Genomic DNA, 24,963 nt, shown 5'->3' on the forward strand with positions numbered 1-24,963 from the left:
TCGCCCGTGTTGCGCGGCCGGTGAGCGCACCCTAGACGAAGCGGTATGAAGCGTTTGGCTACCCTGCTGATCCCGATGCTGCTTGTCGGCTGCGCAAGCGTGCAGAACCCGCGCGAGCCGTCGCTGGCGCCCCGCGCCGCCGAGGCGATCGATCCGCGGGTGCCGGTACCCGATACCAGCGCGCAGATCCCCGCAAGCGACGAGTTGCGCGGGATTGCGGCAGGCTTGCTGGCCCAGGCGCGGGGGGCAACCGACGGTTTTGATCGGGCAGCCGATGCCGCCGAACGCGCCGCAGCCAGTGCCGGCCCGCGCGACAGCGAAAGCTGGGTCGCAGCGCAGCAACTGCTGTCCGCCGCGGTGGCGGCTCGCTATCCGGTGACAAGGGCGCTGGGCGACATCGACGAGATCGCGGCCCGGGCCGTTCGGGATCGCGGCGGACTGGTGCCCGCCGACATCGAGACTGTGCAGGCGACCGCCGCCGAAATCGCCGCGATCGATCGTGCGCAGGCCGGGCGGATTGCCGCGATCCAGGCGCGTTTGACCCGCTAGCTCAGGGCTTTCGCGCGGGCGGCGGGCCAGTCGGCAGCATCGATGCGGTAGACGATCGTCGGGTTGAGTTCAGGCCCGAACCGGTTGTCCTCGAAGTCGAGGTCTGGGCGCCGCTGCATCCCCAGGCGCTGCATCAAGCCCCAGCTTGCCTCGTTCGCGGCAACGGTGAAAGCAACGACGTGCGGCGCGCCGAACCGTCCGAAGGCGAGGTCCAGGCTGGCAATTGCCGCCTCCTTGGCGATGCCCCTGCCCCAGCTGCTGTGATGCAGCCGCCAGCCGATCTCATATTGGCCATGCAGCGCCTCACCGCCGGGTGCGTTCACTCGCTTCAATCCGCAAAAGCCGAACAATTCCCCGCTGGCCCGATCCTCGACGATCCAGAATGTGTGGCCATGATCGGCCTGGAATCCAAGGATTCGGTCGAGGGCGGCGGACCATGTGGAGAAGTCCTGCACGCCGCCGAGATGCCGCATCACTTCGGGCACGTTCATGCGCTGGTAAAAGGACACCCGATCGGCCTCGTCCCACGTGCGCAGGCGCAGCCGACCGGTCTGTGCGACCACTTCAGCCATTGATCAGCCGGGCGGCATGGACAGCGTGATAGCTGAGGATTCCGGTCGCGCCGGCTCGCTTAAAGGACAAAAGCGTCTCCAGAATCAACGCGTCCCGCTCCCCTGCCCCGGCTGCGGCGGCATATTCGACCATCGCATACTCGCCGCTGACCTGGTAGGCGAAGACCGGCACGCGGAATTCGTCGCGAACGGCGCGGACGATGTCGAGATACGGCAGCCCCGGCTTCACCATCACCATGTCGGCGCCTTCCGAAATGTCGAGCGCCACTTCCCGCATCGCCTCGTCGGAGTTGGCGGGGTCCATCTGGTAGCCGCGCTTGTCACCTTTCAGCAGGCCGCGCGATCCGACCGCGTCGCGAAACGGGCCGTAGAATGCCGAAGCATATTTCGCGGCATAAGCCATGATGGCGGTGTGGCACCTTCCGGCCTGTTCAAGTCCATGTCGGATTGCGCCGACCCGGCCGTCCATCATGTCGGACGGCGCCACGATGTCCGCACCCGCCTCGGCCTGGACCAGCGCCTGCTCGACCAGAATGGCGGTGGTTTCGTCGTTGAGGACGCAGCCGCGCTCGTCGACCAGACCGTCGTGGCCGTGCGCGGTGTAGGGGTCGAGCGCCACGTCCGTCAGCACGCCGATGTCGGGGCAGGCATCCTTTACCGCCTTCACCGCGCGGCAGATGAGGTTGTCGGGATTGAGCGCCTCCTCCCCACGCTCGCTACGCAGTTCGCCCGGCGTGTTGGGGAACAGGGCGACGCAAGGGATGCCAAGCGCGGCGGCGTTTCTCGCCTGTTCGCCGATTCGATCGACGGTCCAGCGGCTCACGCCCGGCAAGGACGGGATCGGCTCCTCACAGCCCTGCCCGGCGCAGACGAACAGCGGCAGGATCAGGTCGCTGGGATGAAGCCGGTGTTCGGCCAGCATGGACCGCATCCAGGGTGCGGTTCGGCCGCGCCGCATCCGGAGCGCTGGAAAGGCGGGTTGAGACATGGTCCGCCTCCTAGCGGGAAAGAAGCCGCCTCCCAAGCATTCAGCCTTCCATGAGCGATACGCTACCGAAACAGGCCGTGCTGGTCGTCAACGCCATGAGCCGCAACGGCGCGGACGCGTTCGACAAGGCCAAGGAATTGCTGGAACAGCGCGGGGTCGAACTGATCGAAGCGCACGCGATCACCGACCCCGACGAGATGCGGCCGACGGTCCAGCGAGCGCTGACGGCGAAGGCACCGATGATCATCGTCGGCGGCGGCGACGGCTCGCTGTCATCCACCATCGACGATTTTCTCGGCACGGAGACGGTCTTTGCCCTGCTGCCGCTGGGGACGGCCAACAGCTTCGCCAAGACGTTGGGCATAGGAACCGACATCGCGGCCGCGGTCGAAACCATCGCCGAGGGCCGCAAGCTGCGGATCGATCTTGGCGCGATCGACGGCGATTATTTCGCCAACGCGGCGGCCATGGGCCTGTCACCGCTGATCGCCGAAACCGTCCCGCATAATCTCAAGCGCTATCTGGGCATGGTCGGCTACATGCTGTGGGCGCTGCGGGTGGCGGTCAAATTCCGCCCGTTCCGCCTGCATGTCGATGACGGAAAGCAGCTGCACAAGACCTGGGCGACCGAGGCGCGGATCGCCAACGGGCGTTATCATGGCGGGGTCGAGCTGGTGGAGGACGCCTGCCTTCAGTCCGGCGAAATCATCGTCCAGGCCGTGACTGGCCGCAGCGTGTTCGGGCTGGCATGGAGCTGGTTCGCGACGCTGTTCAAGCTGCGTTCGCGCAAGCTGACCACTACCGAATATAGCGGGCGCGAGCTGAAGATCGTCACCCGTCCGCGTCAGAAGATCTCCATCGATGGCGAGCTGAGCGCCAAGACGCCCGTCACGGTGACGGTCGCTCGGGCGGCGGTGTGGGTCGCGGCGCCGCAGCCGGTCGGATCGAAGTAGAGTTCACATGGAAGAGCTGCTCAAGACCGCCACCCTGACCATGGCAAGCGTCGCGGAAGGAGCCGCGGCGCTGGTGATCGCCATCGCTGTGCTGGAAGCGGTGGTGGGCGCGCTGTTCCTGTTCCTGCCGGCCGGTTGGCGCAATTCCGTCCGCCATCATCTCGCGGAAAAGGAGGATGTCCGGCTTCGGCTTGGCCGTTGGCTTGCAGTGGCGCTAGAATTCCTGCTCGCGGCGGACATCCTGCGAACGGCCGTGGCGCCGACATGGGACGAGATCGGCAAGCTGGCGGCGATCGCTGCTTTGCGGACCCTGCTCAACTATTTTCTGCAGAAGGAGATCGATCGGGCCGAACAGCGGCGCTCGTCCAAGGAAGAGCAGGCCGCCTGATGGCGTCGGTAGTCCTGCTGCTGGCGCGGTGGATCGAGTTCGTGGGCGCCTTGGCAATCGCAGGAGCGAGCTTCCGGGCGCTCGGCGCGCTGCGCGCGGGATGGTCGGACGCGGCCTTGACCCGGGCCCGGTTGCGGCTGGCCAACGGAGTGGTCGGCGCGCTCGGTCTGATGACGGCGGCGACGCTGCTGAAGACCGTTACTCTGGCAAGCTGGAGTGCGATCGGAATGTTCGCGGTCGTGCTTGCCCTTCGCACCATGGTGAAGCGAGCGCTGACGGCGGAGATGGCGTCAGCCGAGTCGCACTAGAGCCGCCCCGAGCCGCTCCGCCTCGGCCGCCCGCGCCTCGTGGTCGGCGCGGGCTTTCTCCACCGCTTCGGGTTTCGCCCGCTCGGTGAAGCTGGGGTTGGCGAGGCGAGCAGCGAGGCTGTCGCGGTCCTTTTCGGCGGCGGCGATGGCCTTGGCGAGGCGAGCGCGTTCGGCGTCGAGGTCGATGGCGTCGCCAAGCGGAAAGGCGATGGTGGCTCCAGCGGCACTGATCTGTGCCGAGTTCTCCGGCGGGACCTCGGCCAGGACAGGCGCACCTAATTTGGCCATCCGCGCCAAGGTCGGCGCATTGGCCGAGAGCCGGGTCAGCGTTTCTTCGTCAGCACCAATCAGGTGGGGCGTCAGGGTCGCCGTCCATGGAATGTTGAGCTCGGCCCGCATTGCACGGGCACCGTCGATCACTTCCACCAGTCCACCGATCTCCGCCCTCGCGGACTGATCCGCCTGCATCCCGGGCTCCGGCCACTTCGCCACGATCAGATCGTAGGGCCGCTCGCCCATCGCATGCCACAGCTCTTCGGTGACGAAGGGCATGAAGGGGTGGAGCATCACCAGGATCTGGTCGAATGCCCAGGCCGCGACCGCCTTGGTTTCCTCGTCGAAGCCGCCTTTCACCAGCTCCACATACCAGTCGCAGAAGGTGCCCCAGGTGAAGTGGTATATGGCGTCGGCCATGCCGTCGAAGCGGAGGTCGTCGAACGCCTTGTTGAGCTTGTCCAAAGTCTCGACCACCTCGCCGATGATCCAGCGGTTGACCGGCAGCGTGGCCTCCGGCGCGGCGATGCTGGTGCTCGCGCCGACGCCGTTCATCTGCAGGAAGCGCGCGGCATTCCACAGCTTGGTGGCGAAGTTGCGATAGCCTTCGACCCGCTTCTCATCGAGCTTGATGTCGCGGCCCTGGCTTTCCATCGCCGCCAGCGTGAAGCGCAGCGCATCGGCGCCGTATTGGTCGATGAGGCCGAGCGGATCGACCGTGTTGCCCTTGGACTTGGACATTTTCTGGCCCTGCGCATCGCGGACCAGCCCGTGGAGATAGAGCGTCTTCCACGGCGCCTCCCCCATGAACTCGATCCCCTGCATCGCCATGCGGGCGTCCCAGAAGAACAGGATGTCGAAGCCGGAGACGAGCACGTCGTTGGGATAATGGCGGGCGAGGTCCTCCGTCTGCTCGGGCCAGCCGAGGGTGGCGAAGGGCCACAGCGCGGAAGAGAACCAGGTGTCGAGGACGTCTTCGTCCTGCTTTAGCGGGCGATCGTCGCCGGCTTGCGCGCGCGCCTCTTGCTCCGTCTCCGCGACGAACACGTTCCCCTGATCGTCGAACCAAGCCGGTATCCGATGCCCCCACCACAGCTGGCGTGACACACACCACGGCTGGATATTCTCCAGCCAGTTGAACCAGGTCTTGGACCAGCTTTCCGGCACGATCCTGATCTTGCCCGAGCGGGTCGCCTCCATCACCGGGCCGACCAGCTTGGCCGCATCGACATACCATTGGTCGGTCAGCCACGGTTCGATCACCACGCCCGAGCGGTCGCCGAACGGGGTTGCGATCACGCGGTCCTCGACCTTGACCAGCGCGCCTTCGGCTTCCAGCAGCTCGACCACCCGCTTGCGTGCGTCGAAGCGCTCGCGGCCCAGCAACTCCTCCGGAACCAAGCCGTCCTGCGTCTGGCAGATGCGGGCGGAGGCATCGAGCATGTTGAGCATGTCGGCGGGCTTGATCCCGGCCCGCTTGCCGACCTCGAAGTCGTTGAAGTCATGCCCCGGCGTGATCTTCACCGCGCCGCTGCCAAGCTCCGGATCGGCATGTTCGTCGGTGATGATCGGAATGAGCCGCCCGGTGATCGGCAGCTTGACCTGCTTGCCGACGAGTGCGCGGTAGCGCTCGTCGTCCGGGTGCACCGCGACCGCCATATCGGCCAGCATCGTCTCGGGCCGCGTGGTCGCGACCTCGACATGGCCGGAGCCATCGGCCAGCGGATAGCGCAAGGTCCAGAACTTGCCCGGCACCTCGTTGGTCTCGACCTCAAGGTCGGAGATGGCGGTCTGAAACTTCGGGTCCCAGTTCACCAGCCTTTTGTCGCGGTAGAGCAGCCCGCGCTTGTGCAGCTCGACGAAGACGTGGGTGACGGCTTTCGAAAAGCCCTCGTCCATCGTGAAGCGCTCGTTTTTCCAATCGCACGAGGCGCCCAGGCGGCGGAGCTGGCGGGTGATCTGCCCGCCGCTTTCCTGCTTCCACTCCCACACCTTGGCGACGAACTCGTCACGGCTGAAGTCGGTGCGCTTCTGCTGCGTCTCGCCAAGCTGCCGCTCGACCACCATCTGGGTGGCGATGCCGGCGTGGTCCATGCCCACCACCCACAGCGCGTCCTTGCCGTGCATCCGGGCGTGGCGGATGAGGATGTCCTGCAGCGTGTTGTCCAGCGCGTGGCCGATGTGCAGCGAACCGGTGACGTTCGGCGGCGGGATCACGATGGTGAAGGGCTCACGATCGGAGCGGTCGGGCCGGAACAGATTCTGTCCTTCCCAATGGCTGTACCAGCGAGCCTCGATCGGGCCCGGTTCAAACGTCTTCGGCAGTTCGCTCATGAAGAGCGCCGTTAGCGAGTACTCGCCGTCATTGCGAGCGTAGCGAAGCGATCCAGTGTTCTTGTTGCAGGCTGCTGGATTGCTTCGCTACGCTCGCAATGACGGAGGATTAGAAGCTCGTCGGGGCGGGCGAGACCACCGAATAGCCGGCGGCCGTCACCTGCCGCACCTCCAGCCCGCGCTCCGCGATGCCCTGGCGATTGAAGCGGAACACGCCGTCCACGCCCAGAAACCCTTCATCGTCGCTGAGCGCCCGCACCGGGAAACGCCGGCCCGGTCGCCATTCGCGAGAGGCGCGGATGGTCAGCAGCATGGCGTCATAGCCGATGCTCGCCAACCGCGGCGGAGCGGTGCCGCCGAAGCGCGCGCGGTAACGGGTCGCGAACTGGCCGAAGCGGGCGTCGGACGGCGCGGCATACCAGGCGCCACGCAGTCGCGGTGTCCGGCCCAGCGTGCGATCGTTCGCCCAAAGGTCGGGACCGAGGATGCGAACCGCGGGCCTGAATTGGCGGGCGAGGATTGCGCCGGTCCGCCCGCCCTCCACCAGCAGCACGGCTTGCAGGCCTGGCCGATCCGCCAGCCGAGCGGCGATCGTGCGGCCCTGCTCCAGGCTGTCATAGGTTGCCGTGGCAAGCACTTGGCCGCCGGCGCGCTGGGCCGCGAATAACAGCGCCTGCTCGGCGCGCCGGCCATAGACATTGTCGGGTGCCAGGGCCGCGAAGTTGACGGCGCCGGCCGCGCGAGCGTGCCGGACCACGCGGTCGACCGCCTGACCGGGCACGAAGCCCAGGATATAGGTCCCCCCTCCCGCAGCCATCTCGTCATTGGAGAACGCGAGCACGGGCACCCGCGCTTGCCGGGCGATCGGAGCGACGGCACGCACCTGATCGGACAGCAGCGGCCCAAGGATCAGGCGCGCGCCATTGCCGATCGCTCGGTTGGCGGCCGCCGCCGCACCCCCTTCGGCCGTGTTGTAGATCGTCAGCTGGATCGAACGATTGTTCATGTCGGCCAGCGCGAGCCGCGCCGCATTGGCCAGTGCCTGGCCGACCGCCGCGTCTTCGCCGGTCAGCGGCGCGAGCAGCGCGACCTCATTCTGCGGCTCAAGTCCCGGCGGGAGCGGACGCACCTGTCGCTGTCCCGCCGAGCAGCCGGCCAGGACCGAGATGGAGATGGCGGAGAGCAGAAACAGGCGACGCGCTTGCGGATTGCGGGCGGGTGGTGTCATGCCGGCTCCTTGATGAGCGAACAACTGCCTCCCGGTCTGTACATCGTGGCGACCCCGATCGGCAATCTCGGCGACCTGACCGCCCGGGCGGCCGACGTGCTGCGCCGGGCGGACCTCGTGCTGGCGGAGGACAAGCGGGTGTCGGCCAAGCTGCTGGCACATGTCGGGTCGAAGGCGCGGATGCAGGCTTATCACGACCATTCGAGTGAGGCGGACCGGCTGGCGGTGCTGGCGCGGCTGGGCGGCGAAGCGGTCGCGCTGGTCAGCGACGCGGGCACGCCGCTGATCTCCGACCCCGGCTTCAAGCTGGTGCGCGCGGCGCGGGCCGCCGGGCTGGCAGTGCACACCCTGCCCGGCCCCTGCGCGGCGATTGCGGCGCTCACCCTGTCCGGGCTCGCGACCGACCGCTTCCTGTTCATGGGATTCCTGCCCTCGAAGGCAGGTGCGCGGGCCGAGGTGCTGGCCGAGGTGGCCGCGATCCGCGCGACACTGGTGTTCTGCGAAAGCGGGCCGCGGTTGGGGGCGTCGCTAGCGGCGATGGCCGACGTGCTTGGCGAGCGGGACGCGGCCGTGTCGCGGGAAATCAGCAAGCTGCACGAGGAAACCGTCACCGGCCCCCTGCCCGAATTGGCGGCGCGCTATGCCGACGTCGCCCCGAAAGGTGAAATTGTCGTGGTGGTCGCGCCGCCTGCGCCGCCTGGGCCAGCCGGGGAGGAGGAGCTGGACCGGGCGCTAGGCGAGGCACTGGCGGAACTGTCGCCGTCGCGGGCAGCGGCGCAGGTGGCGGAGCAATTGAAGCTTCCCAGAAAGCAGGTCTATGCCCGCGCACTGCTTCTGGCTGGCAAAGGAAAACCGCCGGCCTGAGCTTGTCGAAGGCCTGCCCATCCCCTAGCGGCCCTCCAGAAGGCAGGACAGCCCTTCGACAGGCTCAGGGCAGCGGAGAGTAGATTGCCACTTACGGTCGCCGTCCAGATGGATCCGCTGGAAAGCATCGCCATTGCCGGCGATTCGACCTTCGCCCTGATGCTGGAAGCCCAGGCGCGTGGTCATCGGCTGTTTCACTATCTCGCGGAAGACTTGACCTACGAAGACGGGCGGGTTCGGGCCAAGGCTCGCGAAGTCAGTGTCCAGCGAGTCGAGGGCGACCATTTCCGCGCCGCCGAGCCGGTCAGCATCGATCTGGGCCGGGACGCGGATGTGGTGCTGATGCGGCAGGATCCGCCGTTCGACATCGCCTACATCACGGCGGCCCACCTGCTGGAGCGGCTGCGGGGCGAAACCCTGGTGTTGAACGACCCCCGCTCCGTCCGGGACGCGCCCGAGAAATTGTTCGTCCTGGACTTTGCCGAATTCATGCCGCCGACGCTGATCACGCGCGACATGGACGAATTGACCGCGTTCCATGCCCGGCACGGCGAGATCGTGCTGAAGCCGCTGCACGGCAACGCTGGGGCGGCCGTGTTCCGGATCGACGCGGCCGGCACCAACCTGCGCGCGCTGGCCGAGCTGTTCAGCGATACCTGGAAGGAACCGTTTATCGCGCAGGCCTTTCTTCGCGAGGTGAGCGAAGGCGACAAGCGCATCATCCTGGTGGACGGGGAGCCGATCGGCGCGATCAACCGCGTGCCGGGCAAGGGTGAGATTCGTTCCAACCTCGCCGCGGGCGGAACGGCCGTCCGGACCGAACTGACCCCGCGCGAGCATGAAATCTGCGCCGCGCTCGGCCCCGAACTCAAGGCTCGCGGCCTGCTGTTCGTCGGCATCGACGTAATCGCCGGCCGCCTCACCGAGATTAACGTGACCTCACCCACCGGCCTCATAGCCCTCGACCGCTTCAACGAGATCAACAGCGCCAGCCTGATCTGGAACGCCATCGACCGCAAGTTGCAGGCTGCCTGAGCCATGGCCGACTGGGTCGTCAGGCTGATCGAGCAGAGCGGATATCTCGGCGTCGCATTCCTGATGTTCGTCGAGACGATTTTTCCGCCGATCCCTTCGGAAGTGATCATGCCGGTCGCTGGCATCTCGGCTGCCAAGGGCCAGATGTCCCTGGCGGGGGTCATCGCCAGCGGAACGGCCGGCGCAATGCTTGGCAACACGGTGTGGTATCTCGCGGCGCGCGCCCTTGGAATCATCCGGCTGCGGCCATTCATCGACAAGCACGGCCGCTGGCTGACCATGAGCTGGAAGGAAGTGGAGCGGGCCGAACGCTGGTTTCGCGACTACGGCAGCTTCTTCGTGTTCCTCGGCCGCATGCTGCCCACAGTCCGCAGCCTGGTCTCGGTCCCGGCGGGGTTGCTGAAGATGCGATTCAAGACGTTCCTGGTAGCATCGACCATCGGGACGGCGGGCTGGACCAGCATGCTGGCCTATGCCGGCTTCAAGCTGCGCGAGAACTTCGGCGAAGTCGACGAATGGCTTGGCCCGGTCAGCAACGCGATTTTGATCACTCTTGCCGCCGGCTATCTGTGGCGGCTGTGGACCTACAAGCCGGCGGAAAAATAGATGTTCAAGCCCGTGGGTGGGCGGTGCGGTAGACGTCCAGCAAATGCGCCGCGTCGACGCCAGTGTAGATTTGGGTCGACGACAGGCTGGCGTGGCCCAGCAATTCCTGAAGCGAGCGCAGGTCGGCGCCGCGAGCGAGCAAATGGGTGGCAAAGCTGTGCCGCAGCGCGTGCGGCGTCAGCGTGTCCGGCAGGTTCAGCCGCTTGCGTGCCGCAGCCACCGCGCGCCGTACCAGGTCGGGGTTGAGTGGGCCGCCCTTGGCCCCGAGAAAAAGCCGCGCATCGCCGCTGATCGGATAGGGACATAGCTTGAGGTAGGCCTCGATCGCTTCCCGCACGGCGGGGATCAGCGGCACCACCCGTGGTTTGCTGCGCTTTCCCACGACTCGCAGCGCGGGGCCGAGTGGCAACGAGCGGGCCGTCAATGACATGGCTTCGGCAATCCGCAGGCCGGAGCCGTAAAGCAGCAACAGGATGGCCAGGTCGCGGGCACCGATCCACGGCTGGCTTCCCCATTCGCCGGCGTCTTCCGCCAGCGCCATGGCATCGTCGGGCGACGCCGGGCGCGGCAGGGTGCGCGGGCGGCGCGGCGCGCGGGTTCGGGGAAGTTGAGCCTGTTCGCCCAGTTCCTCCGCCGCGAAGCCCAGGAAGGAACGTACCGCCGATAGTTCGCGGGCGGCGGAGGACGGCCCGAGGCCGCTCATCCGGCGGTCGGCCAGAAAGGCGCGCAGATCGGGCGGCTGGATGGCGAGCAACGCATAGCGGCCGATCTCCTCCCCCCGATGGCGGTTCATGAAGTCGATGAAACGGTGCGCCGTGGCAAGATATGCCCGCACGGTATGCGGGCTGCGTCGGCGGTCGTGCGCCAGATGCTCGGCGAAGCGCACTGCCAGCGCGGCGGCCCCCGACCCTTCTACTCGTCCCTCATCCACCGGGCGATCATAGACGACAGGCTGCGCCCGAGGAACAGCAGCAGTTCGGAACCGTGCCGCCCATCGAGCGCCTGCGGCGTGCGCTGGCCCAGTGCGATCAGGCCGGCGGGAGTATCGCCTTCGAGCCGGATCAGGGCCTCTGCCCGGATAAGATCGCAGGCCGGCCCGAACAGCGGATGGCCGCGTTCGACGGTTCGCAGCACCACACTGTCGACCTGATCCAGCGAACGCCGAAGCAGGGCTGCGTCGACCAGTTGCACGCCGGACGAATCGACCCTGAAGCCACGATCGCAGACGATCAGCGCGAGCGCCACGGCGTCCAGTCCGAGCATCAAGGGCCATTCCTGCGCCACCACGTGGAGCAGATCGTCCAGCGTCGGTGCATCCATCGCCGCAATGACGGCCGCATGAATGGACGAAACCGCGCCAGAATGACCGCGCGCGAACGCAATCAGGTCCTGATTGGCTTCTTCCGCCGCGGCAACGCGCTCGCGCAGGCGGGCAAGCGCATGGTCTTCGAAGCGGATCACCCGTGCCATGCTGACAGGATGTCGCAGGAAGGAGTTAATTTCCAGTGGCCAGCGCCAGAAGCTAGGCGATCGCCTGCCCGGTCGCTTCCCAATCCTTGAGGAACGCCGCAATGCCGTTGTCGGTCAGCGGGTGCTTGAACAGCTGGTGGATGATCTTGGGCGGGGCCGTCATTACGTCCGCCCCAAGCTTTGCCGCGTCGACCACGTGCATCGGATGACGAACCGACGCGACCAGGATCTGCGTCGCGAAGTCGTAGTTGTCGTAGATGAGGCGGATGTCCGCAATCAGCTCCATGCCGTTGAAGCCGACATCGTCATGTCGTCCGACAAAAGGCGAGATAAAAGTCGCTCCGGCCTTGGCGGCAAGCAGTGCCTGGGCAGCCGAGAAGCACAAGGTGACGTTCACCATCGTACCGTCGGCGGTCAGCTTTGCGCAGGTCTTAAGGCCGGCAGGGGTCAGCGGCACCTTGATCGCGACATTATCGGCAATCTTCCGCAGCACCTCGGCTTCGCGCATCATCTCTTCGTGATCGAGCGCGACCACCTCGGCGCTGACGGGGCCAGTCACCACCTGCGTGATCTCCCGCACCGTTTCGATGAAATTGCCCCCGGCCTTGTGGACCAGCGACGGGTTGGTGGTGACGCCGTCCAACAGGCCCGTTTCCGCTAATTCTCGGATTTCTGCGATGTCTGCGGTGTCGGCGAAGAACTTCATGATCGCTCCTGAACGGCGGGGATGGTTGCACGGGCGTTAGCCGCTCGGCACAAGGGCGTCCATGACCGACCATGTGCTGATCGACCGTCGCGGGCCGCGCCTCGCCCTCACCATGAACCGGCCGGAACGGCGCAATGCGATCACGGTCGCAATGTACGCTGCCCTGGCCGACGCGATCGAAAGTGCGGCGGCGGACGAAACCATCCGGATCATCACGCTGGAAGGCGCGGGCGAGGACTTCACCGGCGGCAACGATCTCGGCGATTTTCTGCAGGAGATGCCACAGGACGGACAGACCGACATCCCGGTGTGGCGGCTGCTTCGCGCGCTCGCCAGGAACATGACACCGCTGGTCGCGGCGGTGCATGGCAACGCCGTCGGCATCGGGACCACCATGCTGTTCCACTGCGACCTCGTGATCGCCGAGGAAGGCAGCCGCTTCGTCATGCCGTTTACCGACCTGGGGTTGGTGCCGGAAGCGGCCAGCTCACTCATCCTGCCGCAGCTTGCCGGACGGCGGGTGGCAGCAAAGCATCTTTTGTTGGGTGAGCCGTTCGGAGTGGCGGAGGCCGAGCGCTATGGTCTCGTGAGCCATCGCGCCGACCGCGGCACCCTATCCGGGGAACTGGAGCGCGTGGTCCAGGCGTTGCTCGCCAAACCCGAACAGGCGCTGAGGTTGACCCAGCGCCTGCTTCGCGGCCCGTCGCACGATGCCGTGCTTGAGCGGATGGAGTGGGAAAACGGCCACTTCTCCGAACGTCTCACCTCCGACGAGGTGAAGGCGGCGATCACCGCCTTCTTCTCGGCGAAGGCGAAGCGCTAGACGCAGTTCTTCCCGTTCGCCTTCTTGCAGCCATTGCCATTGCCGTTGCCGTTGCCTGGGGTCGGTGACGGAGCAGGCGCAGGCGCGGGCGTTGGCGACGGTGTTGGCGTCACTGTGGGGGTCGGCGTGGGCGTTGGCGTCGGCGTCGGATCCGGTTGGGGGGCCGGCGCAGGTGCTGGTGCCGGAGCTGGCGCCGGAGCTGGCGCTGGCGCTGGCGCCGGTGCTGGGGCCGGCGCTGGTGCCGGTTCAGGGGCCGGTGATGGTGTCCCGCCAGTCCCGCCAGCGCCGCCCGTGCCGCCCGTGCCGCCTGTCCCGCTACCACTGCTGCTCGCTGCGGCAGCACCTGCCACCCACACCCGCTTGGCTTTGGTGATGTTGATGGTCGGGCCTTCGAACAGCAGAAAGTCGGTCGGCTGCGTGTAGGTGACGCGCAGATCCTTGTAGCCGGCCCTGCTTTCGTTGACGTCCTCGGTCGCTGGATCATCGACCGGGTTGCTTACGAACGTCTGGAACGTGCCCGGCCCGATCCCGTAGACCGCTTCGTCCATCTTCTGATCGATCAGTTCGTCGGTGGGCGTCGGAAACAGGGTTGCGAAGCGCGCGCCCTGCCCGAGCGAATGCTGGATGCCCGAGTTGGCCCGGTAGACCAGGCCCAGCTGGACCATGCTCCAGACGAGAACAATGAACACCGGCAGCGCGAAGGCGAGCTCTACCACGGTGGCGCCGCGATCGTCGCGGATGAGGAAATGTTTGCTCATTTTGTGCGCATCCCTGCCTTGGCCTCGATCTTGTATTTGCCGTTCGCCAGCTTGGTGCCCATGCTGAGGAACGGGAAGATCGGGTCATATTCCTCGGTGACGGTGACCAGAATGTAGTGGCGAGGGACCTCGCCGGCGTCGCAGTTGGTGCCCATCGCGAACCCGTCGGCATCGCGCGCGGTGTCGGTCATCAACCGATCGTTGCAGTAGCGCGGAAAGGTCACGACCGCCTGGCTGGGGTCGACGTTGGCCTGGATCGCGACCTCGTCGGAAATATTGTCCTGAACCCTGTCGAGCTCGGTCGTCTGCATGACCTTCTCGACCGCACGTTGAGCGCCTTGCTCCAGCGCGAGTTTCCGGCTGAAGACGGAGCCGACGTCGGCTGCGGCCATGACGAGCAGCGCCAGGATCGGGGCGGCCATCGCAAGCTCGATGATTGCGGCGCCTTGCTGATCGCTGCGCAGCCGCTGGATGAAGCGCCCGGTCATCATGCCACCAGCCTGACGAGCCAGCCGCCGCCGCTATGGGGATTGAGCATCCCGCCGCAGGTGTTCGCCATCTTGAATTTGCTGTTGCCGCTGAAGTCCAGCCGCTTGGCGATGAGCTGCATGCATTTGCCCTGAGCAACACCGCCGCCGCCGTTATAGAGCAGGGAACGGTTGGGCATGTAGATGACCCCCTCAACGCCCGACGTATTGTTGCCGTTCACGTGGTTGGTGTTGCGCTTGTTATCGTCCGTCGCCAGCCGGTCCTGGTACAGGACCACGGTGCGATACGGATTGGCCGCGTCGGTCGGAGCCGAGATATTCACGGTGCCGCCGGTCAGCCGAACGTTCCCCGTATTGGCCCGATCACCGAAGTTGGTCAGGATGATCGTGCAGCTGACGCAATTGAGGCTCGATCCGGTCGAGTTCATCGTCAGGTCGTCGTTGCTGTTCTGGGTATCGATGACATAGGTCGCTGAACCCAACGTCAGCTTCGCATTGATCGTGAACCCGCTGGAGATGCAGACGATCTCTCCGGGACTGTCGACCGTCCGGCGATCGGTATCGTCCTTGAGCTGATTGCCGATGTTCCAGGTCTTGCTGCATTCCGTCGGCTGGGTCGGGATCGGGAGGTCGGCATAAGGATCGGCCGCGGGCTCGCTGTAGGGGAAGTAGCCGCCAACCACCCAATTGGACGAACTGGAATAATCCACGCCTCCGGCCGCCGCGATGCAACCGGCCTTCACCGACGATCCGCTGCCGGTGTTCTTGAACGCCTGATTGGAGTGAGTCGAATTGGCGATCAGGCAGCAATCACCAAGGTCGACACTGGTGCTGCCGCCGATGTCGGCCCCGGTCACGTCGCGCGGATCAAGCGCGATGACGCAATATTCGCCGGCGCCAGGCACGCTGGCCGCCGTTGCCCTGACCTCGATCGCGGGGGTATCGATGAAGAAGGAACTGAAGGCAAGCTTGTGCTGCACCCGCAGGGTCACGCTGACCTGGTTCATTCGCTTGTCGGGAACGGACGTGTCGGCCGGATAGCCCAGGATGGGTTCGCCGAGCAGCGTTCCCGCATGCTGGTTCAGCGCCAGGTCGCGCTCGACCGCGCCCTCGACCCCATCCGTGGCGCCGAGGGCGGTCGCGTTGCGTTCGTAAACGCCGGCGATCGCAGCGGAGTCGGCGGCACGCTGCAACTGGCGCTTCCACAAGGCCCACTGAATGGTGTCGGTGGCAAGACCGGTCATGCCGACCAGCATCGGCATGGCGGCGGCCATGATGACCAGCACGTTGCCGCGCTGATTTTTCTTCAATCGCTTCAGAAAGCCAATCATGTCAGCTCTCGCTCCCACCTGTTCGGCCGCGCTTGGCGGTTTTCTGGCCCTCAGCTAGCCGCAACAGGGTGAGCGAAGTGCAAAGAGAGAAGGTTAACGAGCGAAAAGCCTCGATCCGGGACATCTGTTGAAGCCGCGGTGTCCCATCCCTATAACACAGCAACTGCGCTTGCGCGGGTGGATTGGCCCCTTCATGGTGGGCATCCGGACAAGGGGAAGATGATGGCGAGCACGACGACCAAGACCGAGACCAAACTGAACCTCGAGCCCCCGGCCGTGCTGCAAACGGTTGCGCCGGCCGAGGCCGCGGGTCTGGTCCCGCTCAAGGAGGCCGAGCAGAGCCAGCTTGAACAGAAGGTCGACCAGTTCGTCGGTGAATTGGTCTCGCTGGATGCGAATAGCCCCGATTTCGGCCGAAAGGTCGATCAGCTTACGGCCATGGGTCGCAAGGAGATCGCGGAAGCGGCCGGCGCTTCCAACCGCTTTCTCGACCGGCCGGTCAAGGCGATCGACGCGGATACCGGCATTGGCGCCGACCTGACCGAGCTTCGGCGCACGGTTGAGGCGCTCGACCCGAAGCGCAACGGCGCCATGTCCCCGGGGCGCAAGCTGTTTGGTCTGATCCCATTCGGCAACAAGCTAACCAACTATTTCCGGCAGTATCAGTCATCGCAGACCCATATCTCGCAGATCCTGGCGCGGCTGCAGTCCGGGAAGGACGAACTGCTGATGGATAATGCGGCCATCGACACCGAGCGCGCCAACCTGTGGAAGACGATGCACCGGCTGGAACAGATGATCCACATCTCCAAGGCGCTCGATGCGAAGCTGGAGGACAAGGCCAACGAGCTCGACGCGACCGAGCCGGCCAAGGCCAAGGCAATCCGCGAGACCGCACTGTTCTATACGCGGCAGCGGACCACCGACTTGCTGACGCAGATGGCGGTCACTGTGCAGGGCTATCTCGCCCTGGACCTCGTCAAGAAGAACAATGTCGAATTGGTGAAAGGTGTGGACCGCGCCTCGACCACCACCGTGTCAGCGCTGCGGACGGCGGTGACAGTGGCGCAGGCGCTGACCAACCAGCGGCTGGTCCTGGAGCAGATCGGCGCACTCAACACGACCACGGCCGGCATGATCGAAAGCACGGGGTCGATGCTGAAGACGCAGTCGGCGGCGATCCACGAGCAGGCGGCTTCGTCGACCATCCCCCTGGAAACGCTGCAGCGCGCGTTCCAGAACATCTACGATACGATGGATTCGATCGACAGCTTCAAGTTGAAGGCGCTCGAGAACATGAAGCAGACGGTCAATACGCTCGGCAACGAGGTCGAGAAGTCGCGCGGCTATATCGCCCGGGCCGAGGGTGCGAGTCAGGCCAAGCTCGAGGGACCGGCCGCCTTTGTACCGCTCGAGGTGAAGTGAGCACAGACACCTCCAACAAGGTCGCCCGCACCCTCGAAATCGTCGAACGGGTCAACCGCACGCTCGACGAGAAGCAGGGCTCCGTCGCCTCAGCCGCTCGCCGCGAGCGGCAGCGCACGCTGGAACGCTATGGTCGCGCGTTGAGCCGCGCCGCCATGGTGGTGCTGCTGGTCAGCATCATCACCATCATCGTCGGGCTGATCACGCCGATCGGAATGATCGGGTTCCTTGCCGCGGTTGCTTTGGCGGGCGGGATTGCGGCACTGATCTTCTTCTACGACGTGTTCGGCGAAGCCAAGGCCGCGTCGGTGCCGAAGGATGTTCCCAACGGCGAGATGGTGCAGCGTTTCGACAGCTATCTGTTCCAAAGCCGCCGGTCCCTCCCCCGCCCGGCGCAGGAGGTGGTCGACGATATCAGCGCCCATCTGGGCACACTCAAGGCGACCCTGGAGCGAGTAGACCCGCTCGACCCGGACGCGCAGGATGCCCGGCGACTGATGAGCGTGCACCTGCCGGGACTGGTGGACCGCTACGCCAACGTCCCCCCGGCCTATCGCACGCAGCCGGACGCGGAAGGCAAGACGGTGGACGAACGGCTGGTGGAAGGGCTCGGCGCTGCGCGATCCGCCTTGAACGAGGTCGGCGAGCGGCTGGCCCGGCGCGATATGGACGCGTTCCAGACGCAAGGCCGCTTCATCCAATCGAAATATGGCGAGCCCGAGTCGCCGGCCTAGATCTTCAGGAAAGGTCGGCCCTTGAGTGCGGCCCTAAGTCTGAATTCCAGCCTGGCCGCAACGTTGTGCGGGAATTTGGGATTGATGGGCTCGGCCGTGCTGATGCCGGGCACCAACAGGTCCATCGCGGTCGCCTGCAGATCGGTGTGAACGCGGCGCTTGCGTGAAACCGACAACAGGATCGAGATCGCAACCCAACTGTTCATCGGGGTCAGGCGGACGAGGCCGGTCGAGTCCTCGGCCTGGCGATTGGCCGAAGCCCAGGCGCCAAGACGCTGATCGAGGTAGAACATCTCGACGAGATCCATGCCGTCAACCGGGTGCGTCTGGCGGTATCGAACCCATTGTTCGACGGCTTCGATGACCGCCTGGTCGTCACTGAGGAAGACGGCGGCGATCTGCCGCGCGGCCGTCGCGGGCGCCGAGAAATCGATCGAGCCGAGCCGTTTGCCGTAGAAGACCCTGCCGACTTCGAACACACCGCCACTCAACGATACGGCGCCCGGCGGGAAGGCGTCGTAGAAGCGATGAGCGACTTGCGTTCCGATACTGTCGCCCTCGCAGCCCGCGGTATGCCGAGCGTATAGTCCAGTGCCCGGTTCATCCCACCCACCCGGCCAGTGAGAACGGTGGCGGAAGCCGTAACGACGCGCCAGCCGACGGGCGACATGATCGTCGACCTTGCTCCGCTTGCCGCGAAGATCGGTGTAGGCGGTGAATTCCAGCCCCTCAGCCAACGCGGCGGCGAGCAGGGTGCGTGAATCCTGCCCGCCGGTTAAAGGAAGGAAAACGGGCACGGAAAGCTTTTTGAGGTCCCGGATGTAACCGGCGAGATAGTCGGCCAGCCGCTTAGCGGGATCGCCGGCGAGCGGCAGCAACGCACGGGGCAGATGGTGAGGCGTGCCGCGCTCCAGCTCAAGCGCCTGGTCGGTATACAGGCGCGAAAAACCGACAGCACGACAGGACGGGCTAGGGTCCCAATTCATGGACTTGCCAATCCATTCGAGCTTGCGATTTCGGGTTGCCGCGCCAGTCGTCTTCACAATCAGCGCAACGCTGGAACTGCAAATCACAGGCCCGGCCTGTTCCGCATAGAAAACGGCCATCGATCCGGTCGCGTCGAGATGGAGCCGTCCCTTGGCGATGGTCACGAACCGACCGGAATGATGGTGCCGGTGTTCGGCCGGCGTATCCCGGGCATCGCCGATCAGCACGCCCAGCGTGAGCACGCCCGAAGCGTCCTCGGCGACAAGCAATTCCGGGTCGTGGTGCAAAAACAGGTCTGCGCCGATTTGGCAGACCTGAAAGTGAGCGGGCATGTCGGCGATACGTTTTTTGCGACCGATCAACCATTGGCGCCGATGGGTCCGGATGCTCGTCGGTTCCGCGTCGGTAGGACCGATCAAGAAATCACACCGGCATTGCGAAGCACCTCGAGCGCTTGGCGGTCGATCCCAGCTTCCTCCAATACGGCGGACGTATGTTCGCCGAGCCGCGGCGGAGGGAGATCGGCATTCAGCGCGTTGTCGTCCATTCGCAGTGGCGAGCCGACCAAGCGGAATCCGGCCATTTCCCGCACCAGCTCGCGATAGGCGGCCTGCGGGTCGGAAAGCGCCTGGCCAACGCTGTTGATCGGACCGGCGGGAATGCCAGACGCTTCCAGCTCGGCGAACCATTCGCTGGCCGGCCGCCGGGCGAACCGCTCTTGCATCAAGGGAACGAGCGCGTCCCGGTTGGCGACCCGCGCAGCGTTGGTGGCGAAGCGATCGTCGTCGGCCCACTCGGATGCGCCAAGGATGGTGGCCAATCGCGCGAACTGCCGGTCATTGCCCACAGCGACGATCAGCGGCTGGTCCGCGCAATCGAAGGGCTGATACGGCACCAGGTTCGGGTGCGTATTGCCCTGCCGAGGCGGTTCTTTGCCCGACACAAGGTAATTACTCGCCTGATTGGCGAGGACGGCCACGCCCACGTCGAACAAGGCGCTGTCGATGTGCGCGCCCTCCCCTGTCACGCCGCGCCGGACCAGCGCTGCCAGGATCGCACTTGCCGTGTACATCCCGGTGAACAGATCGATCACCGCCACCCCGGCGCGTAGCGGGCCGCCGCCCGGGTCGCCGTCGGGCTGCCCGGTGATGCTCATCAGTCCGGCCTGGCCCTGAATCATGAAATCGTATCCAGCGCGGTCCTTGTAGGGACCACCCTGCCCGAAGCCGGTAATGCTGGCATAGACCAGCCGCGGGTACGCGTCGCGCAGGCTGTGGGCGTCCAGCCCAAATCGCTTCAACCCGCCGACCTTGAAGTTCTCCACCACAATATCGCTTGTCGCGGCGAGACGGCGAATTAGCTCGGCGCCTTCGGGGCGAGCAAAATCGATTGCGGCGGAGCGCTTCCCGCGATTGGCAGCGAGGAAATAGGCGGCCACCCGTTCCTCCCCCGCGCCGTGCCACGGCGGCCCCCAGTGACGGGTATCGTCGCCCTGCCCCGGCCGCTCGACCTTGATGACCTCGGCGCCCAGATCGGCGAGCAGTTGGGTGCACCAGGGCCCGGCCAGGACCCGGCTGAGATCGAGGACGCGAATCCCTTCAAGCGGCTTCACGCCCGGCGGCGCCACGGCTTGCGGTCGGCCAGGACGGCCTGGGCGGCATTGTGGCCGGGCGCGCCGGTGACCCCGCCGCCCGGGTGCGCGCCGGAACCACAAAGATAAAGGCCGGGAAGCGGCATGCGGTAGTCGGCATGACCGATCATCGGTCTTGCGCTGAAGAGCTGGTCGAGGCCCATCTTGCCGTGAAAAATATCCCCTCCGATGAGGCCGAACCGACGCTCGAGGTCCAGCGGCGAGTGGATTTGCCGACCGATGATGGACGCCGCGAAACCCGGCGCATGCTGCTCCACCGTGGCGACGACATGGTCGGCCACCTTGTCGCGGACCTTGTCCCAGCTCTTGCCGGCAGGGAGCCGATAGCGGAAATGCTGGCAAAACAGGGAGGCGACGTGCTTGCCCTTGGGCGCGAGGCTCGAATCGAGGGTGGTCGGCAGCAGCATCTCAATGATCGGCTGCTTGCTCCATCCGCCTTGCTTTGCGTCGGTGAAGGCGCGGTCCATATAATCGAGGCTGGGCGCCATGATGATGCCGGCGGTCAGGTGATCGCCCTTTTTCGGAAGCACCGTGAATTTGGGCAGCTCGCTGAGCGCAACGTTCATTCGGAAGGTGGCGCTTTCGCAGGACCAGCCCGCAAGGTGCCGCTCGGCCGCTTCCGGCATCGAGCCCTTTGGAACGAGGTGGTCGAACAACAGGCGCGGGTTGACGCCGGCGATCGTCTGGGTGGCGCGCCAGGCCTTGCCGCCAGCGACCACGCCCGCCGCTCGGCCCCGCTCGACGATGACTTCCTCGACGGGCGTTCCGAGCACGATGTCGACCCCGGCCTCGCGGGCGGCCTTGGCCATCGCTTGGGTGATTGCGCCCATGCCGCCGATGGCATGGCCCCACGCCCCGGGCACGCCGGCCGCTTCGCCGAACAGATGGTGAAGAAGCACGTAGGCAGTGCCTGGCGTGTAGGGCGAGGCGAAATTGCCGACCACTCCGTCAAAGCCGAACAACGCCTTGGCCAGATCGCCCCGGAAGTGTTGGTCGAGAATGTCGCCTGCCGACTTGGTGGCATATTCATGGACGATGCGGATCTGGTCGGTCGACAGGCCGCGCATGTCGTTGGCCAAGCTGAGGAGTGACGGTATCCCGCGGACCCCCGCCCCGGCCTGCGGCGGGCTTTTGAGGATCCACTTCTGGATCAACGGGACGACGGTTTCGAGTTCGGCCATGTAGCGGTCGAAGCCGGCACCGTCCTCGGGGTGATGGCGCACGATCTCGGCGCGGGTCAGCCCATTGCGGCCACCGAGCAGATAGTCGTTCTCGCCGGGGAGAAAATTGTCGATCTTGCGCAGCACGACCTTCAGGCCATGCCGCTCCAGTTCCATGTCGCGGATGACCTTGGGCTGCAGCAGGCTGACCGTGTAGCTGGCCGCGGAATTCCGAAAGCCGGGCAGGAACTCGTCGGTGACTGCCGCGCCGCCGACCGTGTCCTGCGCTTCCAGGATCGCGACCTTCAGGCCGCGCCGGGCCAGATAGTAACCGCAGGTCAGGCCATTGTGGCCGCCGCCGATAATGATCGCGTCGTACGTCAATCGTCCCCCCGGACCCAGGTTAGCGCATCAGCACCAGTTCTTCGGCCATGCTTGGATGCAGGGCCACCGTGGCGTCGAAGTCGGCCTTCTTCAAGCGGGCCTTGACCGCAATCGCGGCGGCCTGAAGAATTTCCGGTGCGTCCGGTCCGATCATGTGGAGACCGACCACCTCGTCGGATGCGCCGTCCACCACCAGCTTGTAGAGCGACCGTTCATTGCGGCCGGCCAGCACGTTCTTCATCGCCCGGAAATCGGAGGTGAAGGTGCGAACGCCGCCGAGCCTGTTCTTGGCCTGGCTTTCCGTAAGGCCAACGGCGCCGATCGGCGGGTGTGAGAAGACGGCGCTCGGGATGCAACCGTAGTCGACCCTGTGCGGCTTGTTGCCGAAGAAAGTGTCGGCGAAGGCGTGGCCTTCGCGGATCGCGACGGGAGTAAGCTGAACCCGGTCGGTCACATCGCCGACCGCAAAGATGGTGGGCACGCTGGTCCGGTTGTCCGCGTCGACCTTGATCGCGCCGCGTTCGCCCAGCGCCACTCCGACGCCCTCGAGCCCAAGCCCTTCGATATTGGGCTGGCGCCCGATGGCGAACAGCACCTCGTCCGCCTCGATATCGTCGCAGCCCTTCATCACGCACCGAAGGCTGCCGTCTGCCTGCTTCTCGACCCGGTCGAAGCCGGCGTTGAAGCGGAAGTCGATACCCTTCGCGAGGCTGATCTTCACCAGCCGGTCGACGATCTGCTCGTCATAGCCGCGCAGGATCGTGTCCGACCGATTGACGATTGTGACGTGCGAGCCGAACTGGTGGAAGATGCCGGCGAATTCGTTCGCGATGTAGCCGCCGCCTGCGATCACCACCCGCTTGGGCATGCGCTCCAGCCCGAACACCTCATTGGAGGTGATGACGTGCTCCACACCCTCGATCTCCGGCAGCGAGGGCCGCGCCCCGACGGCGATCAGGATCTTGCCGGCAGTAACAGTCCGGCCAGAGGCAAGCCGGATCTCGTTGGCTCCGCTGATGGTGGCACGCTCGGCAATCAGCTCAACCTTGTTGTTGCGCAGCGTGTCGCCATACGCGCCCTCGATCCGTGACACCTCGGCCTGCACATTGTCGCGCAGTACCGGCCAGTCGAAGCGACAATTGCCGACGTCCCAGCCGAACATCGCCGCGTCGTTGAGATCCTCGGCAAAGTGCGCGCCATAGACCAGCAGCTTCTTGGGAACGCAGCCCCGGATCACGCACGTCCCGCCGACCCGATATTCTTCGGCAATGGCGACCCGCGCGCCATGACCGCCGGCGATCCGCGCAGCGCGGACCCCGCCAGATCCGGCACCGATAACAAAAAGGTCGAAGTCGAAGTCGCTCACAAGCCAGCCTTTTCGATCAGGGCGCGGGTGGAAGGGTCGAAGGTCTCGCGCTGCTCGGGATCGTCGATCGCCCGGGCGATGTCCTTGCCAAGCTCAACGCCAAACTGATCGAACGGATTGATGTCCAGCAGGATCGCCTCGGCAAAGGTACGGTGTTCGTAGAAGGCGAGCAACGCGCCAAGGGTGCGTGCATCCAGTTCGTCGAGCAGGATCGTCGTCGAAGGTTTGTTGCCTTCATAATGGCGCGCCGGATCGTCGCTGGCGCGGCCGCTCATCAACGCGGCTCCCTGCGCGAAGGCATTGAGCAGCAATTCGCGATGGTGCAGCGGATCCTGATCGTCATCGGCGTCCGCAACGGTGACAAACTCGACCGGCGACAGATGCGTGCCCTGGTGAAGTAGCTGGAATACCGCATGTTGGGCATCGGTCCCGGTGCCGCCCCACAGAATGGCGGAGCTTGCACGCTCGAGCGGGCGGCCGTGGGCCGTGACCGACTTTCCGTTGGACTCCATCACCAGCTGCTGAAGATAGGACGGCAGCAGGCGCAGGCGCTCGTCATAGGCGAAAATAGCGCGCGTGCCGGCGCCGAAGGACTCCGCATAAAGCCGGTCGGCCAGGGCGGCGATCAAGGCGACGTTCGAGGCCGGGGGCGCCTCGCGGACGTGCGCATCGACGGCTGCGGCGCCATCCAGCAGATGTTCGAAGGCTTCGAAACCGAGCGCCAGGGCGGCCGGGAATCCGATCGCCGACCAGAGCGAATAGCGCCCGCCGACGCTTTCGGCGAAGGGCAGGATCCGGGTCTCGTCGATCCCGAATTCAACCGCCCGGTCCGGCGCGGCGGTGATGCCGATCAGGCGACCGTAGGGATCCTCGACCCCGCCCTCGCCCAGCCATTCCAGCGCAGCCTGCGCGTTTCGAAGGGTTTCGGCGGTAGTGAACGTCTTGGACGCGACCGCGACGAGGGTGGTCGCCGGATCGAGGTCGGCGACGGCAGAGTCGAACGCTTGTCCGTCGATGTTGGACAGCACCGCGACCTTGTACCGCCGCTCCCGCCGGCCGAGCGCATCGACGAGCAGGGCCGGACCGAGGGCCGAGCCCCCGATGCCGATGTGAAGGACGCCGGTCACGTCTCCGAACGCGCCGGCTTCGATGGCGTCGATCAGGCCACGCATCCGTGTCCGGCGGCTGGTCGCCAACGCAACTGCTTCGGCCGACCCGTGCCCACGCTCGGCCGGATGTTCGGCGGCGCGGCCTTCGGTGGGATTGACCACCTCCCCCCCGAACAGGCGCTCGAACGCTTCCGCCAGGCCACATCCCTCGGCAAGCTCAGGGAGCGCTTCGAGCAGGGCCGGCGTCAGATGGGTTTTGCTGAAGTCGAAATGGATGCCGGCCAGATCGTGGCTCAGCCTGGCGGTCCGGTCGGGATCGTCGGCGAACAGGCGGGACAGAGGCCGGATCTCGGCGGCGCCGAGCACCTCCTGAACAGTCGGGTGAGAAGGCATTGCGGCTACATAGCCACCGGAACCGCAAAAGCCACCCTGCCCCGGCACCGCCCTTGACCTTGCGGGGCCGGGTCTAAAGA

General features: G+C 65.8%; 25 protein-coding genes. 10 read left to right on the forward strand and 15 right to left on the reverse strand.

Translation table 11 applies throughout. The features are described 5' to 3' along the window. Nucleotides 1-45: 45 nt before the first annotated feature. Nucleotides 46-549, forward strand: a complete 504-nt coding sequence (locus AC4GYS_RS11865; protein ID WP_491109280.1) for a hypothetical protein — start codon at nt 46-48, stop codon at nt 547-549. Here the strand turns inward: AC4GYS_RS11865 and AC4GYS_RS11870 are convergent. After that, a complete protein-coding gene (locus AC4GYS_RS11870) occupies nt 546-1,121 on the reverse strand; it encodes a GNAT family N-acetyltransferase (protein WP_491109281.1) in 576 nt (191 codons plus the stop codon). The genes AC4GYS_RS11865 and AC4GYS_RS11870 overlap by 4 nt on opposite strands. Then, the gene (gene hemB, locus AC4GYS_RS11875) at nt 1,114-2,109 is read right to left on the reverse strand and encodes a porphobilinogen synthase (protein WP_491109282.1); all 996 of its coding nucleotides are present in this window, start codon (nt 2,107-2,109) and stop codon (nt 1,114-1,116) included. Before hemB ends, AC4GYS_RS11870 begins: the two co-directional genes overlap by 8 nt. Nucleotides 2,110-2,159: 50 nt before the next feature. Here hemB and AC4GYS_RS11880 point away from each other — a divergent pair, with 50 nt between their 5' ends. Genes AC4GYS_RS11880 through AC4GYS_RS11890 form a run of 3 tightly spaced genes read left to right on the forward strand, consistent with a single transcriptional unit; the run spans nt 2,160 to nt 3,758 of the window. Beyond that, complete coding sequence (locus AC4GYS_RS11880; protein ID WP_491109283.1) at nt 2,160-3,062, forward strand: diacylglycerol/lipid kinase family protein; 903 nt, start codon at nt 2,160-2,162, stop codon at nt 3,060-3,062. A 7-nt stretch (nt 3,063-3,069) separates the two neighbouring features. Further along, entirely contained in the window at nt 3,070-3,450 is a 381-nt protein-coding gene (locus AC4GYS_RS11885; RefSeq protein WP_491109284.1) for a DUF1622 domain-containing protein, read from the forward strand. Further along, the gene (locus tag AC4GYS_RS11890) at nt 3,450-3,758 is read left to right on the forward strand and encodes a DUF1622 domain-containing protein (protein ID WP_491109285.1); all 309 of its coding nucleotides are present in this window, start codon (nt 3,450-3,452) and stop codon (nt 3,756-3,758) included. The genes AC4GYS_RS11885 and AC4GYS_RS11890 overlap by 1 nt, the downstream gene beginning before the upstream one ends. On the opposite strand, the gene AC4GYS_RS11895 is transcribed toward AC4GYS_RS11890, so the two are convergent. Beyond that, the gene (locus tag AC4GYS_RS11895) at nt 3,741-6,365 is read right to left on the reverse strand and encodes a valine--tRNA ligase (RefSeq protein ID WP_491109286.1); all 2,625 of its coding nucleotides are present in this window, start codon (nt 6,363-6,365) and stop codon (nt 3,741-3,743) included. The genes AC4GYS_RS11890 and AC4GYS_RS11895 overlap by 18 nt on opposite strands. A 109-nt stretch (nt 6,366-6,474) precedes the next feature. Then, nucleotides 6,475-7,593, reverse strand: coding sequence for a penicillin-binding protein activator (locus tag AC4GYS_RS11900; RefSeq protein WP_491109287.1), 1,119 nt, complete (start codon nt 7,591-7,593; stop codon nt 6,475-6,477). A 12-nt stretch (nt 7,594-7,605) separates the two neighbouring features. Here AC4GYS_RS11900 and rsmI point away from each other — a divergent pair, with 12 nt between their 5' ends. The 3 genes from rsmI (at nt 7,606) to AC4GYS_RS11915 (ending at nt 10,098) form a co-directional block, all read left to right on the forward strand. Then, entirely contained in the window at nt 7,606-8,457 is an 852-nt protein-coding gene (rsmI, locus tag AC4GYS_RS11905; RefSeq protein WP_491109288.1) for a 16S rRNA (cytidine(1402)-2'-O)-methyltransferase, read from the forward strand. An 84-nt stretch (nt 8,458-8,541) separates the two neighbouring features. Beyond that, the gene (gshB, locus tag AC4GYS_RS11910) at nt 8,542-9,492 is read left to right on the forward strand and encodes a glutathione synthase (protein WP_491109289.1); all 951 of its coding nucleotides are present in this window, start codon (nt 8,542-8,544) and stop codon (nt 9,490-9,492) included. A gap of 3 nt (nt 9,493-9,495) precedes the next feature. Next, nucleotides 9,496-10,098, forward strand: coding sequence for a DedA family protein (locus AC4GYS_RS11915; RefSeq protein WP_491109290.1), 603 nt, complete (start codon nt 9,496-9,498; stop codon nt 10,096-10,098). A 4-nt stretch (nt 10,099-10,102) separates the two neighbouring features. On the opposite strand, the gene AC4GYS_RS11920 is transcribed toward AC4GYS_RS11915, so the two are convergent. Genes AC4GYS_RS11920 through fsa form a run of 3 tightly spaced genes read right to left on the reverse strand, consistent with a single transcriptional unit; the run spans nt 10,103 to nt 12,274 of the window. Continuing rightward, entirely contained in the window at nt 10,103-11,029 is a 927-nt protein-coding gene (locus AC4GYS_RS11920; protein WP_491109291.1) for a tyrosine recombinase XerC, read from the reverse strand. After that, complete coding sequence (locus AC4GYS_RS11925; protein ID WP_491109292.1) at nt 11,011-11,568, reverse strand: DUF484 family protein; 558 nt, start codon at nt 11,566-11,568, stop codon at nt 11,011-11,013. Before AC4GYS_RS11925 ends, AC4GYS_RS11920 begins: the two co-directional genes overlap by 19 nt. A 52-nt stretch (nt 11,569-11,620) precedes the next feature. Then, nucleotides 11,621-12,274, reverse strand: coding sequence for a fructose-6-phosphate aldolase (gene fsa / locus AC4GYS_RS11930; protein WP_491109293.1), 654 nt, complete (start codon nt 12,272-12,274; stop codon nt 11,621-11,623). Nucleotides 12,275-12,335: 61 nt separating this feature from the next. Between fsa and AC4GYS_RS11935 the strand changes: the two genes are divergently transcribed. Next, nucleotides 12,336-13,097 carry an enoyl-CoA hydratase-related protein gene (locus tag AC4GYS_RS11935; protein WP_491109294.1) on the forward strand — a complete coding sequence of 254 codons (762 nt, stop codon included), beginning with the start codon at nt 12,336-12,338 and terminating at the stop codon, nt 13,095-13,097. Here AC4GYS_RS11935 and AC4GYS_RS11940 read toward each other — a convergent pair. Genes AC4GYS_RS11940 through AC4GYS_RS11950 form a run of 3 tightly spaced genes read right to left on the reverse strand, consistent with a single transcriptional unit; the run spans nt 13,094 to nt 15,674 of the window. Next, complete coding sequence (locus AC4GYS_RS11940) at nt 13,094-13,855, reverse strand: TadE/TadG family type IV pilus assembly protein (RefSeq protein ID WP_491109295.1); 762 nt, start codon at nt 13,853-13,855, stop codon at nt 13,094-13,096. The two genes, AC4GYS_RS11935 and AC4GYS_RS11940, sit on opposite strands and share 4 nt — an antisense overlap. Further along, nucleotides 13,852-14,346 (reverse strand): TadE/TadG family type IV pilus assembly protein, encoded by a 495-nt coding sequence (locus AC4GYS_RS11945; protein ID WP_491109296.1) that lies wholly within the window; start codon nt 14,344-14,346, stop codon nt 13,852-13,854. Before AC4GYS_RS11945 ends, AC4GYS_RS11940 begins: the two co-directional genes overlap by 4 nt. Then, a complete protein-coding gene (locus AC4GYS_RS11950; protein WP_491109297.1) occupies nt 14,343-15,674 on the reverse strand; it encodes a pilus assembly protein TadG-related protein in 1,332 nt (443 codons plus the stop codon). Before AC4GYS_RS11950 ends, AC4GYS_RS11945 begins: the two co-directional genes overlap by 4 nt. 222 nt (nt 15,675-15,896) lie before the next feature. Here AC4GYS_RS11950 and AC4GYS_RS11955 point away from each other — a divergent pair, with 222 nt between their 5' ends. Both AC4GYS_RS11955 and AC4GYS_RS11960 read left to right on the forward strand, forming a co-directional pair. Next, nucleotides 15,897-17,099 carry a toxic anion resistance protein gene (locus AC4GYS_RS11955; RefSeq protein WP_491109417.1) on the forward strand — a complete coding sequence of 401 codons (1,203 nt, stop codon included), beginning with the start codon at nt 15,897-15,899 and terminating at the stop codon, nt 17,097-17,099. Beyond that, nucleotides 17,096-17,833: a hypothetical protein gene (locus AC4GYS_RS11960; RefSeq protein ID WP_491109298.1), complete on the forward strand. Its 738-nt coding sequence runs from the start codon at nt 17,096-17,098 to the stop codon at nt 17,831-17,833. The genes AC4GYS_RS11955 and AC4GYS_RS11960 overlap by 4 nt, the downstream gene beginning before the upstream one ends. Here AC4GYS_RS11960 and AC4GYS_RS11965 read toward each other — a convergent pair. The 5 genes from AC4GYS_RS11965 to pgi form a co-directional block, all read right to left on the reverse strand. Next, entirely contained in the window at nt 17,830-19,152 is a 1,323-nt protein-coding gene (locus AC4GYS_RS11965) for a hypothetical protein (protein WP_491109299.1), read from the reverse strand. The genes AC4GYS_RS11960 and AC4GYS_RS11965 overlap by 4 nt on opposite strands. A gap of 83 nt (nt 19,153-19,235) precedes the next feature. Then, nucleotides 19,236-20,432, reverse strand: coding sequence for a CaiB/BaiF CoA transferase family protein (locus tag AC4GYS_RS11970; RefSeq protein ID WP_491109300.1), 1,197 nt, complete (start codon nt 20,430-20,432; stop codon nt 19,236-19,238). After that, on the reverse strand, nt 20,429-22,015 hold the full coding sequence (locus tag AC4GYS_RS11975; protein WP_491109301.1) for a phytoene desaturase family protein: 1,587 nt from the start codon (nt 22,013-22,015) through the stop codon (nt 20,429-20,431). Before AC4GYS_RS11975 ends, AC4GYS_RS11970 begins: the two co-directional genes overlap by 4 nt. A gap of 19 nt (nt 22,016-22,034) precedes the next feature. Beyond that, nucleotides 22,035-23,381 carry a glutathione-disulfide reductase gene (gene gorA, locus AC4GYS_RS11980; RefSeq protein ID WP_491109302.1) on the reverse strand — a complete coding sequence of 449 codons (1,347 nt, stop codon included), beginning with the start codon at nt 23,379-23,381 and terminating at the stop codon, nt 22,035-22,037. Further along, nucleotides 23,378-24,883 (reverse strand): glucose-6-phosphate isomerase, encoded by a 1,506-nt coding sequence (gene pgi / locus AC4GYS_RS11985; protein ID WP_491109303.1) that lies wholly within the window; start codon nt 24,881-24,883, stop codon nt 23,378-23,380. Before pgi ends, gorA begins: the two co-directional genes overlap by 4 nt. Nucleotides 24,884-24,963: the final 80 nt, after the last annotated feature.

This window comes from Sphingomonas sp. SP1, from assembly GCF_058313395.1.

Bases quoted from the DNA above. Each gene is read 5' to 3' on its own strand.
- AC4GYS_RS11965 (WP_491109299.1), bottom strand. From the start codon at position 19,152: ATGCCCGCTCACTTTCAGGTCTGCCAAATCGGCGCAGACCTGTTTTTG.
- AC4GYS_RS11870 (WP_491109281.1), bottom strand. From the start codon at position 1,121: ATGGCTGAAGTGGTCGCACAGACCGGTCGGCTGCGCCTGCGCACGTGG.
- AC4GYS_RS11955 (WP_491109417.1), top strand. From the start codon at position 15,897: ATGGCGAGCACGACGACCAAGACCGAGACCAAACTGAACCTCGAGCCC.
- fsa (WP_491109293.1), bottom strand. From the start codon at position 12,274: ATGAAGTTCTTCGCCGACACCGCAGACATCGCAGAAATCCGAGAATTA.
- pgi (WP_491109303.1), bottom strand. From the start codon at position 24,883: ATGCCTTCTCACCCGACTGTTCAGGAGGTGCTCGGCGCCGCCGAGATC.
- AC4GYS_RS11945 (WP_491109296.1), bottom strand. From the start codon at position 14,346: ATGATGACCGGGCGCTTCATCCAGCGGCTGCGCAGCGATCAGCAAGGC.
- AC4GYS_RS11885 (WP_491109284.1), top strand. From the start codon at position 3,070: ATGGAAGAGCTGCTCAAGACCGCCACCCTGACCATGGCAAGCGTCGCG.
- AC4GYS_RS11940 (WP_491109295.1), bottom strand. From the start codon at position 13,855: ATGAGCAAACATTTCCTCATCCGCGACGATCGCGGCGCCACCGTGGTA.
- AC4GYS_RS11900 (WP_491109287.1), bottom strand. From the start codon at position 7,593: ATGACACCACCCGCCCGCAATCCGCAAGCGCGTCGCCTGTTTCTGCTC.
- AC4GYS_RS11895 (WP_491109286.1), bottom strand. From the start codon at position 6,365: ATGAGCGAACTGCCGAAGACGTTTGAACCGGGCCCGATCGAGGCTCGC.
- AC4GYS_RS11865 (WP_491109280.1), top strand. From the start codon at position 46: ATGAAGCGTTTGGCTACCCTGCTGATCCCGATGCTGCTTGTCGGCTGC.
- AC4GYS_RS11925 (WP_491109292.1), bottom strand. From the start codon at position 11,568: ATGGCACGGGTGATCCGCTTCGAAGACCATGCGCTTGCCCGCCTGCGC.
- AC4GYS_RS11935 (WP_491109294.1), top strand. From the start codon at position 12,336: ATGACCGACCATGTGCTGATCGACCGTCGCGGGCCGCGCCTCGCCCTC.
- AC4GYS_RS11950 (WP_491109297.1), bottom strand. From the start codon at position 15,674: ATGATTGGCTTTCTGAAGCGATTGAAGAAAAATCAGCGCGGCAACGTG.
- hemB (WP_491109282.1), bottom strand. From the start codon at position 2,109: ATGTCTCAACCCGCCTTTCCAGCGCTCCGGATGCGGCGCGGCCGAACC.
- AC4GYS_RS11890 (WP_491109285.1), top strand. From the start codon at position 3,450: ATGGCGTCGGTAGTCCTGCTGCTGGCGCGGTGGATCGAGTTCGTGGGC.
- AC4GYS_RS11915 (WP_491109290.1), top strand. From the start codon at position 9,496: ATGGCCGACTGGGTCGTCAGGCTGATCGAGCAGAGCGGATATCTCGGC.
- AC4GYS_RS11880 (WP_491109283.1), top strand. From the start codon at position 2,160: ATGAGCGATACGCTACCGAAACAGGCCGTGCTGGTCGTCAACGCCATG.
- rsmI (WP_491109288.1), top strand. From the start codon at position 7,606: ATGAGCGAACAACTGCCTCCCGGTCTGTACATCGTGGCGACCCCGATC.